Source organism: Leifsonia sp. C5G2 (assembly GCF_013359685.1).
Classification (GTDB): domain Bacteria; phylum Actinomycetota; class Actinomycetes; order Actinomycetales; family Microbacteriaceae; genus Leifsonia.
This window is the reverse complement of sequence record NZ_JABFMV010000012.1, coordinates 1-15,816: the sequence shown is the minus strand read 5'-3', so window position 1 is coordinate 15,816 and position 15,816 is coordinate 1. Positions and strand designations below refer to the sequence as shown.

Annotated in this window: 14 protein-coding genes; 4 read left to right on the top strand and 10 right to left on the bottom strand. The window is 71.0% G+C overall.

Translation table 11 applies throughout. The features are described 5' to 3' along the window. Positions 1–181: 181 nt before the first annotated feature. The 5 genes from HNO83_RS15000 to HNO83_RS14980 all read right to left on the bottom strand — a co-directional run bounded on the left by HNO83_RS15000 (position 182) and on the right by HNO83_RS14980 (position 8,380). On the bottom strand, positions 182–5,077 hold the full coding sequence (locus HNO83_RS15000) for a CLIPPER-2 domain-containing protein (RefSeq protein WP_175338332.1): 4,896 nt from the start codon (positions 5,075–5,077) through the stop codon (positions 182–184). A gap of 243 nt (positions 5,078–5,320) precedes the next feature. Next, positions 5,321–6,940 carry a chaperonin GroEL gene (groL, locus tag HNO83_RS14995; RefSeq protein WP_175338331.1) on the bottom strand — a complete coding sequence of 540 codons (1,620 nt, stop codon included), beginning with the start codon at positions 6,938–6,940 and terminating at the stop codon, positions 5,321–5,323. A 191-nt stretch (positions 6,941–7,131) separates the two neighbouring features. Next, positions 7,132–7,335, bottom strand: coding sequence for a cold-shock protein (locus HNO83_RS14990; RefSeq protein ID WP_175338330.1), 204 nt, complete (start codon positions 7,333–7,335; stop codon positions 7,132–7,134). A gap of 157 nt (positions 7,336–7,492) precedes the next feature. Then, complete coding sequence (locus HNO83_RS14985; RefSeq protein ID WP_175338329.1) at positions 7,493–8,047, bottom strand: LytR C-terminal domain-containing protein; 555 nt, start codon at positions 8,045–8,047, stop codon at positions 7,493–7,495. 15 nt (positions 8,048–8,062) lie between these two features. Continuing rightward, positions 8,063–8,380, bottom strand: coding sequence for a DUF3263 domain-containing protein (locus tag HNO83_RS14980; protein ID WP_175338328.1), 318 nt, complete (start codon positions 8,378–8,380; stop codon positions 8,063–8,065). A gap of 179 nt (positions 8,381–8,559) precedes the next feature. Between HNO83_RS14980 and msrB the strand changes: the two genes are divergently transcribed. Together msrB and HNO83_RS14970 are read left to right on the top strand one after the other, a co-directional pair. Continuing rightward, a complete protein-coding gene (gene msrB / locus HNO83_RS14975; RefSeq protein WP_175338327.1) occupies positions 8,560–8,985 on the top strand; it encodes a peptide-methionine (R)-S-oxide reductase MsrB in 426 nt (141 codons plus the stop codon). Continuing rightward, positions 8,985–9,536: a nitroreductase family protein gene (locus HNO83_RS14970; protein ID WP_175338326.1), complete on the top strand. Its 552-nt coding sequence runs from the start codon at positions 8,985–8,987 to the stop codon at positions 9,534–9,536. Before msrB ends, HNO83_RS14970 begins: the two co-directional genes overlap by 1 nt. Positions 9,537–9,545: 9 nt before the next feature. Here HNO83_RS14970 and HNO83_RS20810 read toward each other — a convergent pair whose 3' ends face one another. The 5 genes from HNO83_RS20810 to pdhA are packed head-to-tail and all read right to left on the bottom strand — an operon-like array spanning position 9,546 to position 14,106. Then, the gene (locus HNO83_RS20810) at positions 9,546–10,496 is read right to left on the bottom strand and encodes a DMT family transporter (protein ID WP_175338325.1); all 951 of its coding nucleotides are present in this window, start codon (positions 10,494–10,496) and stop codon (positions 9,546–9,548) included. A gap of 45 nt (positions 10,497–10,541) precedes the next feature. Further along, positions 10,542–10,664, bottom strand: a complete 123-nt coding sequence (locus HNO83_RS20645) for a hypothetical protein (RefSeq protein ID WP_283810106.1) — start codon at positions 10,662–10,664, stop codon at positions 10,542–10,544. 9 nt (positions 10,665–10,673) lie between these two features. Beyond that, a complete protein-coding gene (locus HNO83_RS14960; RefSeq protein ID WP_175338324.1) occupies positions 10,674–11,996 on the bottom strand; it encodes a dihydrolipoamide acetyltransferase family protein in 1,323 nt (440 codons plus the stop codon). Then, entirely contained in the window at positions 11,993–13,018 is a 1,026-nt protein-coding gene (locus HNO83_RS14955; RefSeq protein ID WP_175338323.1) for an alpha-ketoacid dehydrogenase subunit beta, read from the bottom strand. Before HNO83_RS14955 ends, HNO83_RS14960 begins: the two co-directional genes overlap by 4 nt. Next, on the bottom strand, positions 13,015–14,106 hold the full coding sequence (gene pdhA / locus HNO83_RS14950; RefSeq protein ID WP_175338322.1) for a pyruvate dehydrogenase (acetyl-transferring) E1 component subunit alpha: 1,092 nt from the start codon (positions 14,104–14,106) through the stop codon (positions 13,015–13,017). The genes HNO83_RS14955 and pdhA overlap by 4 nt, the downstream gene beginning before the upstream one ends. 127 nt (positions 14,107–14,233) lie before the next feature. Between pdhA and HNO83_RS14945 the strand changes: the two genes are divergently transcribed. Next, positions 14,234–14,662, top strand: a complete 429-nt coding sequence (locus tag HNO83_RS14945) for an Lrp/AsnC family transcriptional regulator (RefSeq protein ID WP_175338321.1) — start codon at positions 14,234–14,236, stop codon at positions 14,660–14,662. 2 nt (positions 14,663–14,664) lie between these two features. Further along, the coding region (locus tag HNO83_RS14940; RefSeq protein WP_175338320.1) for a low temperature requirement protein A at positions 14,665–15,816 on the top strand (1,152 nt) is incomplete at its 3' end.

Below are 15,816 nucleotides of genomic sequence, written 5' to 3'. Positions count from 1 at the left end.
CCGCTGCGCGGCCGGGACGGAAACGACGCACCCGGACCCCCCGAACTCGGTGTGACACGGGTCCACCCCGCGATCCGAGCATAGGGGGCCATGTATTCCGGATGCAGCATCCCGCTCGGCGCTGCTGAGAAGCCCTCGGGTCCCGTGGGGGTGCCCCCCGGCACCCCCACGGGAGTCCAGCTCACTCGGGGCGCGGCCGGCGGCGGCGGATCCGGGTGATGACCAGGAGTGCGAATCCGGCGAGCAGGACGGCGACGGCGAGAGCGACCGCGATGGTGGACAGGTCGCTGCCGGTGGCTGCCAGCGCTGCCGGGACGCCGATCACGGTGGCCAGGGGCGGCACGAGGGCCGGCGGGATGACGGCCGGGGTGATCGTGGTGGCGGCGCAGCCGGTCACCGGGTCGCTGCCGTCCGGGAGCTGCGCGCTGGCGCAGTTCCGGATGGGACCCGCGCCGATGGCGGCCCGGTCCACGCTTCCGGTGACGCTGAGCGTGACCGTCTGTCCGGGCAGCAGCTCGGGGATGGTCCACCCCACGGTCCGGCCGGTGGCCGCGCCACCCGCGGTCGCGGAGACGAATGCGATCCCGTCGGGGAGCACATCGGTGACCGGGACATCGGTCAGGGTGAGCGCGCCGGTATTCGCGACCGAGATCTCCCAGGTGAGCCGATCCGCACCCAGTTCCAGGGTGGCGGGGCCGCTCTTGGCCACCGTCAGGCCGGTTCCGGGGATGTCGCCGCACGCGTAGGCGTCGTCGTCGATTCCGTCTCCTGAGACCGCGGCGGTGTTCGCGAACCCGCCGCCGGCGGCGCAGGACCGCTCGTCGCCCGAGAGCGTCGTGGGCACGGTCGCCGACACCGTCACGCGGTACGTGTGGGTGGCCTGGGCCGCGATCGAGACGCCCGTGGCGATGGCGGCGTCGTCGGCGCCGTTCCAGCCGGGGTTCACCGCCACATCCCCTGGCGCAGTGTTGACGGCCTCAGCGGCTGTCACCTGGACACCGCTCGGGAAGGCCAGCGAGTCGGTCAGGTCGTAGACCGAAGAGAGGCGGCCGGTGTTGGCCACGGTCAGCAGGTACACCAGCTGGGCCGCCCCGTCCTGGTCGACGGTCGCGCTCTCGAGGGTCTTCGTCACGTTCACGACGGTCGGCGCCGCTTCCAACGCCGACGTGTCCGACGCCGTGCCGGTCTGCCCGAACTCGTCGGTGATCTTCGCGGACGCGGAGTTGGTCACCGATCCCGTTCCGGGAATGACCGCACGGAACGTCAACCACTCCGATTCCCCGGACGCGACGCCATCGATCGTCCAGGTCGACGGGAACGCCGTCACGTCTCCGCCGCTGGAGGCCACCGAGCCGGGCACATACGACAGTCCGGTGGGAAGCACATCGGTGACCTCGATGTCGCCGTCGACAGGGCCGGTGTTGGTCACGCGCAGCCGGAACACGCCCGCCTCACTCGGGCGGACCAGGTCGGTTTCCGCCCACACCGCATCGTCGGCGGGATCGCACAGGACCGTGTCGGCCGCCGTGCAGGTCTGCTTCGCGATCGACACCGACGGCGCCACCACCCGCACCGTCGCATCCGGAGACGGCACCGGCAACGCCAGCACCTCCGGGTTCACCCGCAACTGGAACCGGTTCGTGTAGTCCTGACCGCTCGCGTTGCCGACCGGCGTCAGCGACAACCGCATGGACATCGTCCCACCCGCCGCGATGACCGGTGCGCTGGAACCCTCCGCGGTCGCGAAGCGGACGGCGGTCACCTGCGCCGCGGTCGGGCACCCCGGAGAGCCCACCTGCGCGACCGTGCACGACCACGCGCCCGCACCCGGCGTCACATACCAGCCGTCTCCCGGCGAACCCGGATCCGCGTAACCGTCATCGGTGCCATCCTGAGCGTTCAGCACCGACGTGTCCGCGCTGGTCACATACGCCGTCACCCCCGCAGGAAGCCCCGACACACTGATGGCGGAGTAGCCGCCCACCCCCGTGGTCGCCGGGGTGCGCCCGTCTCCGGGACGCGGCAGCACGTCGATCAGATCGATGCGCGTGATCGGGTCGGTGGAGGCGTTCAGCGCCTCCAGATCCCACTGCAACGGGCCTTCGAGCCCCGTCACCGGTGCGACCGCCGTCTTCGTCGCCAGCACGGCAGCGCCCGCGACCACCTGCGCGTTCGCCGACGACGACCGCAACGACAGCGACGACGGATCGTCAGGCGACCCCGCAACCGCCGTGTTGCTGTACGTCGCGCCGTTCGGTGCCGCCAACGGCACCCGGGCGGTGAACTCGAGTGCGGGCAGCGGAGTCCGCGGCACCACATCGCCGAACAGCCACCGCACCCCGTAGCTCGGGCTCTGCGCCGTCGCCGACCAGTCCGACCCGTCGCAGAGCTCGCAGAACTCGACCCCGACCCCCGGCGGACGCGTCACGGAAAGAGGATTCACCGTCAACCGCGGCGCGGTCGCCGGCAGCACATCCGTCACCGTCACATCCGTCAGCGGAACACCCGGAACACCCGTCGTCTCCACCGCCGGCTGCATCCGCCATCCCACATCCGACCCCGGTGACACCTGCGACCCCGAGCCCGGCGACTGCTCCACCAGCGACTTCACCAGACGAACCTCACCCGGCACGATCTGCATCCGATCGCCTCGAGGAACGCCCGAGTTGTCGAGGGGGTTGTAGTTGTTGGTGGCCCATACCGGAGTGGTACCCGACTTCAATTGGGCGAAGTTCGATACCCAGGTACCGTCAGGATTCAGCGCCGGGTCGAGCGAGGACTTCGCATAGACTTCCAACCCTGTCTCGAAGTAGTTGAAGGCGAATGGCAGAGTGGGTCCGGCGAAGACCATCCGCACCCGATCGATAGTGCTGCGGAACCCGTTCGGGGTCAGCGAACCGCCCAGCGCTGGATCGGTCGGGCTGGTGCTCCAGGTCGCATCGCCGTCATCGCACCGTGACGTGCGCATCCCCGCGAACGTCGTGGGCGACGCCACGGCGGCTCCGTACTGGAGGGTGAAGCCGACTCCGCCCTGCGTCACCCCGCGCGTCGGCGAGCCGCCATTGCCCGGAAGTTGGATCAAGCGCTGCGAGGTGCTGTCGAAGACGTCGCACAGGATCGCGTTCTCCACGGGCACCGCTCCAGCCGTCATGTCGGCTCTCGTCCGCACCTTGCTACCGATGCTGACGCGGATGTCACCCGCGCGCAACCCCGAACTCCCCGGCACCGGGACACCGTTTCCCAGTGCGTAGTCCTCGTAGAATTTGCCCCACCCGGCCGTCGCGGTCTGCGTGCTCACCACGGTGTTGTTGGCGAGAGGTTCCTGGCCCGCACCGAAGTTCGACTGCCCGGTGACATCGGTCGGGTCGAACCCGCTCACCGTATTGCGCAGGTTGAGCACGTTGTCATCCCCGGTTCCCGGAACCCCGTCGGCACCGTTCACGACATCCTGAGCGGGTGTCCAGATGTAGATCTGGTATGCAGCCACCCAGCGATCGTTCACCGGGAGCGCCGCTCCGTCGCCCGCGCGAGTCGGGAAGCTCGACCCTGAACTGTCGAGTCCCGACACCGTCACGGCGACATTCGATCCCGTTCCGACGCACGAGATCGACCCCGAGTTCGGCACAGAATTCACGGTGGTGGCGCCCGTGACGATTCCGACTGCCCCATTCGGCATACCCGTGCCATTCCCACTCGACTGCCGACACGGAAGGCCGGCTTCCGTCCCCCAGGTGAAGAGCCGCGAGTTCGGAGACATCTGCGCGAGCGAATCGGTGAAAGTGAAGGGGGAGGCCAACGGAGACATGCCCTTGATCTGCTGGTCGCCGGTACGCCCCGGTGGGGCCAGCTTGATACCCAGCTGGTAGCGACGATAGAAGCCCTGGGTCGTACCGTCCTCTCCCAGTGCGAAACTCGGCCCACTCGACGAGGCCTTGACCAGGTCGTAGAACGCGCCCGCCGAGACCGTCACATCCGCGGTGGCCGAGGTCACCGGCGCCCCGCCGTTGACCTCGGAGGCCGTGAACTGCACCGACTTGGTCTGGCCGTTCAGCGAGTCCGTCGTGACCATCGCAATCGGCGACACCGAGAGGGTGGCAGGGACAGGAGCATCGGGCAGCTGGCACACCAGCAGGCGCGAATCGCCGCCGGGAAGCCCGGTCACCGAGTCGTAGATGCCCGAACCGTGGGGCGTCGTCCCGTTCCCGGTGCACTGCGGCGGGACGCCCTGCCAGCGCATCCCCACCGGCAGCGTCGACTCGATGCGCGGCTGCGTCGACGCCGCATCGGTGTTGAACTGGAACTGGTACTGCACGGTGTCGTTGGTGCGCACGATGCCGTTGTTCGCGCTGGAGTCGTTGCCCGGCGCATCGTCGGCATCGAACACCGGCGTGCCGTCGGTCACCACGCGGATCGCCGTGTTCGTCACGGTCAGCAGTTCCGGCCGCGCATCAGCCTGCGCCTGGGGCGCGTCCTGGTTCTCAGGGCTCCCGGTGGGCGGCGCGTCCGACGCGGACGGGTCCGGAGTATCCGGGAGCGGCGATGCGGGAGGGGTCTCGGATGCGGACGGGTCCGGCGTCGCCGGATCTGCGGCGTCGGTCTGGCCGGCGGTGCTCGGCGATGCCGCGGCGTCGACCACGGCGAGATCGAGCGTGCCCGGATCCGCGGTGGCAGGCGACGGCACCGGCGCCGCCAGCCAGCCCTCACCGGCGCTCAGTGCGCCGTGGGCCTCCGCGCCGTCCGACCAGAAGCCGGCCGTCGCGGTCGACGACAGCCGCAGCGAGACCGACGAGCATCCCGAGGAAGCGGAGAGGGAGTACCGACCGAGATCGTCGGTCGACTGCTGCGCGAGGCTCCGGCCGTCGTCGGCGCAGACCAGCTGCACCTGCGCGCCCGGCAGCGGCTCCCGCGCCAGCGACGTATCGGTGAACGGGTCACCGGAGGAGCGCGTGACAACACCCTCGGAGGCGACGCGGACGTCGCCCTCGGCGACGGCCGGGGAGACCCCCGCCGTCTCGAACACCAGAGCGGAGACGAGGGCGGCCACCGCCAGCGATCGTGCGCCTCGGAACACAGCCATTCAAACGTTCTCCTTCACCTCGGGCATTCGAGGCACATGCTAGGAACGCGATTTCACCCGCGAAAGACAGCTGTCAGCGCCGATGGCGCCACCTCTGGCCGTCATGCCTCATTGATGAAGACGCCGCCGGACCCGGATCGTGACGTGTTCTGCGAGCCCTTCTGACCGACGGCGCGCCGGCTCGGAGACGCGAAAAGGGCGCCTCCCCTGGTGGGGAGACGCCCTCTTCGTGGTGGGTGGGACTTAGAAGTCCATGCCCGCGCCCGGGTCGCCGACCGGCGCCGGGTTCTTCTCGGGCTTGTCGGCGACGACGGCCTCGGTGGTGAGGAACAGGCCCGCAATGGACGCCGCGTTCTGCAGCGCCGAGCGGGTGACCTTCACCGGGTCGTTGATGCCGGAGGCCAGCATGTCGACGTACTCGCCGGTCGCGGCGTTGAGGCCGTGGCCGACCGGGAGGTTGCGGACCTTCTCGACCACGACGCCGGCCTCGAGGCCCGCGTTGATCGCGATCTGCTTCAGCGGAGCCTCGATGGCGACCTTGACGATGTTGGCACCGGTGGCCTCGTCGCCGGTCAGCTCCAGCTTCTCGAACGCGGTCTTGCCGGCCTGGATGAGGGCGACGCCACCACCGGCGACGATGCCCTCCTCGACGGCGGCCTTCGCGTTGCGGACGGCGTCCTCGATGCGGTGCTTGCGCTCCTTGAGCTCGACCTCGGTGGCCGCGCCCGCCTTGATGACGGCGACGCCGCCCGCGAGCTTGGCGAGGCGCTCCTGCAGCTTCTCGCGGTCGTAGTCCGAGTCGGTCGACTCGATCTCGTTGCGGATCTGCTGCACGCGACCGGCAATGGCCTCGGGGTCGCCCGCGCCCTCGACGATGGTGGTCTCGTCCTTGGTGATGACGACCTTGCGGGCCTGGCCGAGCAGGTCGAGGGTGACGTTCTCGAGCTTGAGGCCGACCTCCTCCGAGATGACCTGGCCGCCGGTCAGGATCGCGATGTCCTGCAGCATGGCCTTGCGGCGGTCGCCGAAGCCCGGGGCCTTGACGGCGACGGACTTGAAGATGCCGCGGATCTTGTTGACGATCAGAGTCGCCAGCGCCTCGCCGTCGACGTCCTCAGCGATGATGAGGAGCGGCTTGTTGGCCTGGATCACCTTGTCGACGATCGGCAGAAGGTCCTTGATGTTGCTGATCTTCTGGTTCGCGATGAGGATGTACGGGTCCTCGAACACCGCCTCCTGGCGGTCCTGGTCGGTGACGAAGTACTGCGACAGGAAGCCCTTGTCGAAGCGCATGCCCTCGGTCAGCTCGAGCTCGGTGCCGAAGGTGTTCGACTCCTCGACGGTGACGACGCCCTCCTTGCCGACCTTGTCGATCGCCTCGGCGATGATCTCGCCGATGGTGGTGTCGCCGGCGGAGATGGACGCGGTGGCCGCGATCTCCTCCTTGGTCTCGACCTCCTTGGCGGAGGCGATGAGCTCCTCGGTGACCGCCGCGACGGCCTTCTCGATGCCGCGCTTCAGGGTGATGGGGTCGGCGCCGGCCGCGACGTTGCGCAGGCCCTCCTTGACCAGGGCCTGGGCGAGCACGGTCGCCGTGGTGGTGCCGTCACCGGCGACGTCGTCGGTCTTCTTCGCGACCTCCTTGACGAGCTCCGCACCGATCTTCTCGTACGGGTCGTCGAGCTCGATCTCCTTCGCGATGGAGACGCCGTCGTTCGTGATCGTCGGGGCGCCCCACTTCTTCTCGAGGACGACGTTGCGACCACGCGGGCCCAGGGTCACCTTGACCGTGTCGGCCAGGGTGTTCAGGCCGCGCTCGAGGCCGCGGCGCGCGTCCTCGTCGAAAGCAATGATCTTTGCCATGTGTTTCTCGTCCCTCCCGGACGTCTGCGAAAGATTCCGTTGATTAGCACTCGATCAGATGGAGTGCTAAAGCGATTCTGGCACTCGCGGCGGGAGAGTGCAAGCGCGCGGTGGAGCATCCAGGCAGGAGGAACGGCGAAACGCCGCCCCCCGCAGGGGACGGCGTCTCACGGGTTACGTCGCGCTGCCGCTCAGGCCAGGCGCACCGACTCGGCCTGCGGGCCCTTTTGCCCGGAGCCGACCTCGAACACGACCTGCTGGCCCTCTTCGAGAACCTTGTATCCGTTCATGTCGATCGCGGAGTAATGAACGAAAACGTCCTGTCCCCCACCTTCGACGGTGATGAAGCCGTAGCCCTTCTCAGCGTTGAACCACTTCACGGTCCCGTTCGCCATGCATTACTCCCATTGCTGTGTCGCTCGCGCGATCCGACGCCGCACGTTGACTCCCGATCCTAATGCGTGCAATGCCTGTGGACGCCAGTGTTTTCGGGAATCCGTTCCGAATTGTGTCCGAACTTAAACACGCGCGAAACAAAGAGCTGACGCGCGCTCAGCCCGGGTAGTTCGCCCCGATGACCACCGTGATGTCGGCGCCGCTGTCGCTGAAGGCGGTGCTCTGCTGGATGGTGGCACCGGGGAGCGACTGCGCGACGCCGAGCGCCGCGGCCTGATTGGCCGGGTCCCCGTAGTAGACGATGGTCGCCGCGAGGTCGGTCTTGTCGGCGTTAGCGAGCGCTCCGACCTTCCAGCCCGCGGCCTTCAGCTTGTCGCCGACCGCGGCCGCGAGGCCCTCCTTCGCGGTGCCGTTGAGCACGTTGACGGTGAGCGCCGGATTGACGGTCGGGACGATGGTGGGCGTGGGCGTCGAGGTCGGCGTCGCCGACGCGGTGCGCGACCCCGTGCCGGTCGGGCCGTGGAAGTCGATGCTTCCGTTCACCAGCGACAGCCCGAAGATGCCGGCCCCGACCAGGAGGACGGTGGCGAGGGCCGCCCAGCCGACGGCGATCCAGCCGCGGCCGCGACGGCGCGGGGCACGGTGGGCGCCGACGCGCTGGAGGTCGCCCGGGATCTCGTCGAACCGGTCGCGTGGGAACTTCTCTGCCATCGGGGGTGGGGGTCCTCAGGGTCGGTCGCCGGACGGGAGCGTCCGTGCGTGTCGTGCGGCCAGTCTCGCCTCGCGCAGCCGGAGCAGCCGTTTGACGAGCATGGGGTCATGGCGCAGTGCCGCCGGACGGTCGATCAGCGCACCGAGCAACTGATAGTACCGAGCCGCCGACAGACCGAATTCCTCGCGGATGGCCTGCTCCTTGGCTCCGGCGTGACGCCACCACTGGCGTTCGAAAGCGAGGATCGCGGCATCCCGATCGCTCAGACCGTCCACGCCCGAGGGCTCGCGTTCGTCGGCAGGCCGTTCGTCGGCTGACCGGGTCACGCGCACCGCCTTCCCTCGTCGCGGACGCCTGGGCGTCCGGCATCCCGGTCGTCCCCGCGTTCGCACGTCATCCTAGGGCGCGGGTCCTGTGTGTTCCCCGTTTCTCCGCGGCACGTCGCGGGACGCAATCGGGAACACGACGCGGAAGCGCGCCGTTTAGTCTGGTGACGACGAAAGGGACAGGCATGTCACAGAACCACACCGCCGAGGACGGCTACACGGTCTCGAAGAGCGAGGACGAGTGGCGCGAGGAGCTCAGCCCGGAGCAGTACGCGGTGCTGCGCGAGGCGGGGACGGAGCGTCCGTGGACGGGCGAGCTGCTCGACGAGGGTCGCGCCGGCCTCTATACCTGTGCCGCGTGCGGCGCCGAGCTGTTCAAGTCGGGCACCAAGTTCGACTCGGGATGCGGCTGGCCGAGCTTCTACGAGTCGGTGCGACCGGAGGCGGTGCAGCTGATCGAGGACACCAGCCTCGGGACGGTGCGCACCGAGGTGCGGTGCGCGAGCTGCGGCTCGCACCTGGGGCACGTGTTCCCGGACGGCTTCGGCACGCCGACCGGCGACCGCTACTGCATGAACTCGATCTCGCTGAACTTCACGCCGGAGGCGTGATGACCGACCTCGCGGGCCGCGTCGCCGCGCGGCGGTCGTATTCGCGGGTCACGGCCGACGCGCCGACGCACGAGGAGCTGCTGCCCCTCGTCGCGGCCGCCGGCCGGGTCGCCGACCACAGCGCGCTGCACCCCTGGCGGCTCATCGAGCTGCGCGGCGAGGCGCGCGAGCGGCTGGGCCGGGCGTTCGTCGCGGATGCGAAGGCGACCGGAGCCGACGCGGAGAAGCTCGCCGCGAAGCCGCTGCGTTCGTCGCTGCTGCTCGCGATCGTGTCGGTCCGGACGAAGAGCGACAAGGTCCCCGGCTGGGAGCAGGACGCCGTCGCGTCCGGTGTCGCGCACATCCTGAGCCTCTTGCTGCACGACGCGGGCTGGGGCGTGATGTGGCGTACCGGCCACCACACCCGGTCGAAGGCGGTGCACCGGATGCACGGTCTGGCGAAGAATGAGCGGCTGCTCGGCTGGCTGTACGTCGGGGGGATCCCCGCCGACGGCAAGGAGGGTCACCGCACGACGATCGACCCGGAGCGGTTCCTGACGACGCTGGAGTGAGCGGCCGGCTCAGGCCGCGGTGCGCCGCCAGCGCCACCTGACGCTCGCGATCGCGACGGCGACGATGGCGAGCAGCGTCCCGCCGATGGTGGAGAACGCCAGCTGGTGGCCGGCGGTCGGGAGCAGCAGGTCGAGCAGCAGCGCGGCGGCGAGCTGGCCGGCGACGGTCGCGAGGCCGAGCAGCAGCACGCCGGTGATCCGGACGAGTAGCGCGGTGACGCCGATGAACACGCAGCCGAGCGCGCCGCCGATGTAGAGCCACGGCTCCGCAGGCAGGCGTTGCGGCATCCCGCCGACGCCCCACCGCACCAGCATCAGCACGACGAGCACTGTCGTGCCGACGGCGAAGTTGATGAAGGTCGCGGTGAGCGCGCTCTCGGCGACGACGCGCACCTGACCGTTGACCGCCTGCTGCCATCCGGTGCCGAGGCCGGCGATGAACGGCAGGAGCATGAGCCAGACCGGCGCACTCCCACCGAACTGGGCGGACACCGCCCAGGTGACGGCGACCAGGGCGAGCAGCGCGCCGACGAGCCGCGCGGCCGTGAGCGGACGGCGGCCGCCGGGGCCGATGCCGACGCGGTCGAGCACGAGGCCGCTGATCGTCTGGCCCGCGACCACCGCGACGGTGAACAGGGCGACACCGAGGGCGGCTGCGGCCAGTCCCTGCGAGAGCACCAGGAACGACCCGGCGGCGCCGCCGCAGACGTACCACCAGCGCAGCCGGCGGTCGCGGAGCGCCTCCCGGACGCGCGCGAGTCCACGCCGACCGACCGGAGCGATGGCGAGGGCGACGCAGAGGATGACGAGGCCCGACCCGAACGAGATGCTCGCGGCGGTGAAGCCGTCGCCGAGCCTGCTGCCCAGCTCACCGTTGATGCGGGACTGGATCGCCACCAGCGCGCCGCACAGGAGCGCGAGGACGAGGGCGAGCCAGAGCGGGAGGGAGCGAGGGGTCACTCCTCCCACCCTAGGCCGTGAGGCGGGAGCCCCGCGCGCCGGAGCTCAGGGAGCGGGAGCCTCGCCGTCGGTCGGCTCCGGCTGGGGCAGCCAGTCGATGTTCTCCTCCGGCGCGACCTCCTTCTCCTCGCTGAGGTCGTAGTCGTCGTCGTTCTTCTTGTCGCTCATGCCGCCACCCTACGCCCGGCCGCCGACGGCGCCGGGGAGGTCGGCAAGGGCGCCGAGCGGCGACTCGATCGCGTCCGCCACTTCGCGCAGGAAGCCCGCCGCGACGCCCCCGTCGGTGACGCGGTGGTCGAAGACGAGCGACAACTGCAGGATGCGCCGGGGCACGATCGCGCCGTCCACCACCCAGGGCCGCTCGATGGCGCGGCCGAGTCCGAGGATGGCGACCTCCGGGTGGTTGATGATCGCGGCGCTGCCGTCGACGCCGAGGCTGCCGTAGTTGTTGATCGTGAAGGTCGACCCGGCGAGGTCGGCCGGGGGCAGCGTCCCCTCGCGGGCGGCTCGCGCCAACCGGTCGAGCTCGGTGTCGAGTTCGCGCACCGAGAGCCGGTCGGCGCGGCGGACGACGGGCACGAGCAGTCCCCGCTCGGTGTCGGCGGCGAAGCCGAGGTTCACGCCCTCGAAGGTGACGACGCCCTGGCCGTCCGGGGCGACGCGGCCCGCGAGTTCGGGATGCCGCGCCAGCGCCGCGAGCGCGAACCGCGCGACGAACGAGAGGAACGACGGGGCGCGGCCGTCGCGGGCCAGCCGGCGGCGGCCGTTCCACAGCTCGGTCGCGTCCACATCCACCCAGACGGTCGCCTCCGGGATCTCGGAGCGACTGCGGGACATCGTCTCGGCCACGGTGCGGCGGAGGCGCGAGAACGGGGTGGTCGCGGCGACCGTGAGGCCGGTGCGGGGGTCGGGGGCGCCGGTGTCGGTCAGCGGCGCCGGAGCGTTCTGCGTCGAGGGCGTCATGCCGTCGGGCGCGGTCGCGAAGGCAGCCTCCACATCCCGCCTCGTCACCACGCCGTCGGGACGGCTGGGCCGCAGCGTCGCCAGGTCGATGCCGTGGCTGCGGGCCAGCGCGCGCACCACCGGGGAGACGACCGGGACGATGCGGCCGCGCGACGGCGGCGCGGGCGCGGTGGCCGTCGCCGCGGCCGTGGTCCCGCTGCCGGAGCGCGCCGCCCGCGTCCGCCGGGCGCCGTGCGCGGTCGTGCCGTACCCGACGAGCACCTGCCCGGAGCCGGACGCGGCAGGCTCCACAACCGCTTCCTCCTCGACCTCCAGCAGCGGGGCGCCGACGAGGATCGTCTCGCCCTCGTCGCCGTGCAGCGCCGCGACCCGACCGGCGAACGGCGATGGCACCTCCACCACCGACTTCGCAGTCTCCACCTCGGCGATCGGCTGGTCGGTCACGACGGTGTCGCCGACCGCGACCAGCCAGCGGACCAGCTCGGCGTCGGTCAGCCCCTCCCCCAGGTCCGGGAGGGTGAACACCCGGGCGGTCACGCGTCCTCCCACTGCAACGCGTCGACGGCATCGAGGATGCGGTCCACATCCGGCAGGTAGAAGCGCTCCAGCTTCGGCGGTGCGAACGGGGTGTCGAAGCCGGTGACGCGCCGCACCGGGGCGAGCAGGTGGTGGAAGCAGCGCTCCGAGACGCGTGCGGCGATCTCGGCCGCCATGCTCGCGAAGCCCGGGGCCTCGGCGATGACCACTGCGCGGCCGGTCGCGCGCACCGCGGCGCACACGGTCTCGTCGTCGAACGGCACCAGGGAGCGCAGGTCGATCACGCCGAGGCTGCGACCGTCCTCCGCGGCGGCCTCCGCGGCGGCGAGCGCCACCGGGACCGAGGGCCCGTAGGCGATGAGCGTCGCGTCCGTGCCCTCCCGGGCGACCCGCGCCCGGCCGATCTCGGGCAGCGGCGCCTGGGTGTCCACCTCGCCCGTCGACCAGTACAGCTTCTTCGGCTCGAGGAAGATCACCGGGTCGGGATGCGCGATCGCGGCGCGCAGTAGCCCGTACGCGTCCTGCGGGGTCGTCGGCGACACCACCGTCAGGCCGGGCGTGTGCACGTAGTACGCCTCCGACGAGTCGGAGTGGTGCTCGACCCCGCCGATGCCGCCGGCGTACGGGATGCGGATGACCAGCGGCAGCCGCATCCGGCCGCGCGTGCGGTTGCCCATCTTCGCGACGTGGTCGACGATCTGCTCGAACGCGGGGTAGGCGAAGGCGTCGAACTGCATCTCGACGACCGGGCGCATCCCATTCATGGCCATCCCGACGGCCGTGCCGACGATGCCGGCCTCGGCGAGTGGGGTGTCGAAGCAGCGGTCCTCGCCGAAGCGGGCGGTCAGCCCGTCGGTGATGCGGAAGACACCGCCGAGCGGTCCGACGTCCTCGCCGAAGACGACGACGGACGGGTCGGCGGCGAGCGCGTCGGCGAGCGCGCGATTGAGGGCCTGCGCCATCGTCAAGGTGGGCGGGGCCTCGGCGGTCCGCTCCGCGGGGGCGTCGTGCATCAGGGTCATCGTGCGGCCTCCTCCGCTGCGGCGAGCTCGGCGGCGAGCTGCTCGGCCTGCTCGCGCAGCTGCGGCGTCGGGCTGGCGTAGACGTGGGCGAACAGGTCTTCGGGATGCGGCTCCCCGTCGGTCGTGATCGCCGCACGGAGGTCGGCGGCGACGCGCTCGGCGTGCGCGTGCGCCTCGGCGTCGTCGCCCTCGGTGAGCGCGCCCTCGGCCGTCAGCCAGGCGCGCAGGCGGAGCAGCGGGTCGCGGGCGCGCCACGGCTCCACCTCGTCGTCGGTGCGGTAGCGGGTGGCGTCGTCGGCGTTGGTGTGCGACTTCATCCGGTAGGTCAGGGCCTCGACCAGGGTCGGGCCGCCGCCGTCGCGCGCCTCTGCGACCGCCTCGCCGAGCACCGCGAGCAGCGCGGCCAGGTCGTTGCCGTCGACCAGCCGGCCGCGCATCCCGTAGCCGACGCCCTTGTGGGCGATGCTGGGCGCGGCGGTCTGCCTGCTGAGCGGAACCGAGATGGCGTAGCCGTTGTTCTGCACCAGGAAGACGACCGGCAGGTGGAAGACGGCGGCGAAGTTGAGCGCCTCGTGGAAGTCGCCCTCGCTCGTGGCGCCGTCGCCGCACAGGGCGAGCACGACGGTGTCCTCGCCGCGCATCCGGGCGGCGTGCGCGAAGCCGACCGCATGCAGCAGCTGGGTCGCGAGCGGCGTGGACTGCGGCGCCACGTGGTGCTCGTGCGGGTCGTAGCCGGAGTGCCAGTCGCCGCGCAGGAGCACGAACGCCTCGAACGGGTCGACGCCGCGGGCGATGACGGCGACGGTGTCGCGGTAGGTCGGGAACAGCCAGTCCTGCCCGCCGAGGACCATCGCGGCGGCGACCTCGCACGCCTCCTGGCCGTGCGACGAGGGATAGACGGCGAGGCGGCCCTGGCGCACCAGGGCGTCGGCCTGATCGTTGATCCGGCGGGCCAGCACGAGCTGCCGGTACCCCTCCAGCAGGGTGCCGGCGGCGGGCATCCGGTGGCGGTCGTCCGGGTGGGACCCGCCATCCTGGTCGATGAGCCGCAGCGGGGTGTCGCCGGGCAGCAGATCGTCCGCGTGCATCTGTTCTCCTTCGAAAGACGTCGCTCCTCCCCAGGATGACTTCGGCAGACGCGGAACGCTACGGGTGCGCACGAGTCGAGACGAACGGGTGCGCGTGGCCGGAATCGGTGCCAGACTGTCCAGCACCATGGACGACATCGACGTACGGATCCTGGACGCTCTGCGCGCGGACGGCCGCGCCTCCATCACGTCCGTGGCGGAGGCGGCCCACGTGTCGCGCGCCAACGCCTACTCGCGGGTCTCGCGGCTGGTGTCGGAGGGCGTGATCACCGGGTTCACGGCGAAGGTGGACCCGCGGCGGTCGGGGCGGGCGTCGTCCGCGTACGTGACGCTGCGGGTGGAGCAGGCCGACTGGCACGACCTGCGCGAGCGGCTGCAGCGCATCCCGGAGGTGGAGCACTTCGCGCTGGTCGGCGGCGACTTCGACGTCATCCTCCTCGTGCGCGCCCGGGACAACGAGGACCTGCGGCGCGTGGTGCTGGAAGAGCTCACCGCGATCCCCTCCGTGCGTGACACCAAGACGTCGCTCGTGTTCGAGGACCACGACCTGCGATGAGGATGATCGGGAGCAGCGACCGCGACCCGGGCAGGGCCGACTGGATGGAGCTGTTCTTCGACCTGATCTTCGTGGCGCTGGTCGGGCAGCTGGCGCACGGCTTGCACGAGCATCCCGGGTTCGCGGCGATCGGGGTCTTCCTCGCGTTGTTCGCGGCGGTGTGGTGGTCGTGGGGCAACCTGACCTTCGTCGTCAACGTGTCGCGGCGGCTCACCCGGCGCGGGCTGTCGCTGGTGATGCTGCTCGCGATGGTGGCGGTCGGCGCGATGGCCGTCGCCGCTCCCGAGGCGATCGGCAAGCGTGCCTGGCTGTTCGCTGCCGGGAACGCGGCGCTCCGGATCGTGCTGCTCGCGGCCTGGGTGCGGCTGTCGTGGGCGGACGGGGTGGCGTCGCGCATCCGGATCAGCGTGTACAACGGCGTGACGGCGGTGCTCTGGCTGGTCTCGATCGTGCTGCCGGAGCCGGCCGGGTACGTGCTGTGGGCGGTCGCCATCGCGCTCGAGGTCGTGCTGCTGATCACGACGGCGTCGAGCTGGGCGTCCGGAGCGTTCGAGACACTGAACGTGGACCACCTGTCGGAACGGTTCGGGCTGCTGGTGATCATCGTGCTCGGCGAGTCCGTGCTGAGCATCGTCGCGGCGGTGAGCGCGACGTGGACCGTGGCCGGGGCGCTGGTCGGCCTGCTCGGCCTGCTCATCGCCGCCGGGCTGGCGTGGACGTTTTTCCTGTACGGGGTGGATGCGATGCACCAGGGGCTGGAGCGGCTGCTCGCGCGCGGGGACATCCGCGGCGTCCGGGATACGGTGGCGTTCCTGCCGTTCCTGCTGCTGGCGGGGGTGACGGCGCTGTCGGGAGCGCTGTCGGCGGCGATCGCGCATCCCGGCGAGCCGCTCCCGCTCGCGCTCTCGCTGTGTCTCGGCGGCGGGATCGCGCTGTTCTACTTCGCGAACACGGTCATCTCGCGGCGCTATGGCGACGAGTGGCGGGTGGTGCTGCGCTGGGGTGTCCCCGCGGTCGTCCTGTCGCTGCTGCTCGTCCCGCTCGGAGCGGTGCTGCCCGCCGCGGCGACGGTCGCCTGCGCCGTGGTCGTGCTCGCCTACGTCGTCGCCGCCGCCGAGCGCGCCTCCCGCCGCCGCGCCCGCGCCGCCTCCCCC

What these genes read in the sequence shown, in the direction of transcription:
- groL (WP_175338331.1), bottom strand. Translation starts at nt 6,940, where the DNA reads ATGGCAAAGATCATTGCTTTCGACGAGGACGCGCGCCGCGGCCTCGAG.
- HNO83_RS14990 (WP_175338330.1), bottom strand. Translation starts at nt 7,335, where the DNA reads ATGGCGAACGGGACCGTGAAGTGGTTCAACGCTGAGAAGGGCTACGGC.
- HNO83_RS14955 (WP_175338323.1), bottom strand. Translation starts at nt 13,018, where the DNA reads ATGACCCTGATGCACGACGCCCCCGCGGAGCGGACCGCCGAGGCCCCG.
- HNO83_RS14970 (WP_175338326.1), top strand. Translation starts at nt 8,985, where the DNA reads ATGACCGACCTCGCGGGCCGCGTCGCCGCGCGGCGGTCGTATTCGCGG.
- HNO83_RS20645 (WP_283810106.1), bottom strand. Translation starts at nt 10,664, where the DNA reads ATGAGCGACAAGAAGAACGACGACGACTACGACCTCAGCGAGGAGAAG.
- HNO83_RS14945 (WP_175338321.1), top strand. Translation starts at nt 14,234, where the DNA reads ATGGACGACATCGACGTACGGATCCTGGACGCTCTGCGCGCGGACGGC.
- msrB (WP_175338327.1), top strand. Translation starts at nt 8,560, where the DNA reads ATGTCACAGAACCACACCGCCGAGGACGGCTACACGGTCTCGAAGAGC.
- HNO83_RS15000 (WP_175338332.1), bottom strand. Translation starts at nt 5,077, where the DNA reads ATGGCTGTGTTCCGAGGCGCACGATCGCTGGCGGTGGCCGCCCTCGTC.
- HNO83_RS14985 (WP_175338329.1), bottom strand. Translation starts at nt 8,047, where the DNA reads ATGGCAGAGAAGTTCCCACGCGACCGGTTCGACGAGATCCCGGGCGAC.
- pdhA (WP_175338322.1), bottom strand. Translation starts at nt 14,106, where the DNA reads ATGCACGCGGACGATCTGCTGCCCGGCGACACCCCGCTGCGGCTCATC.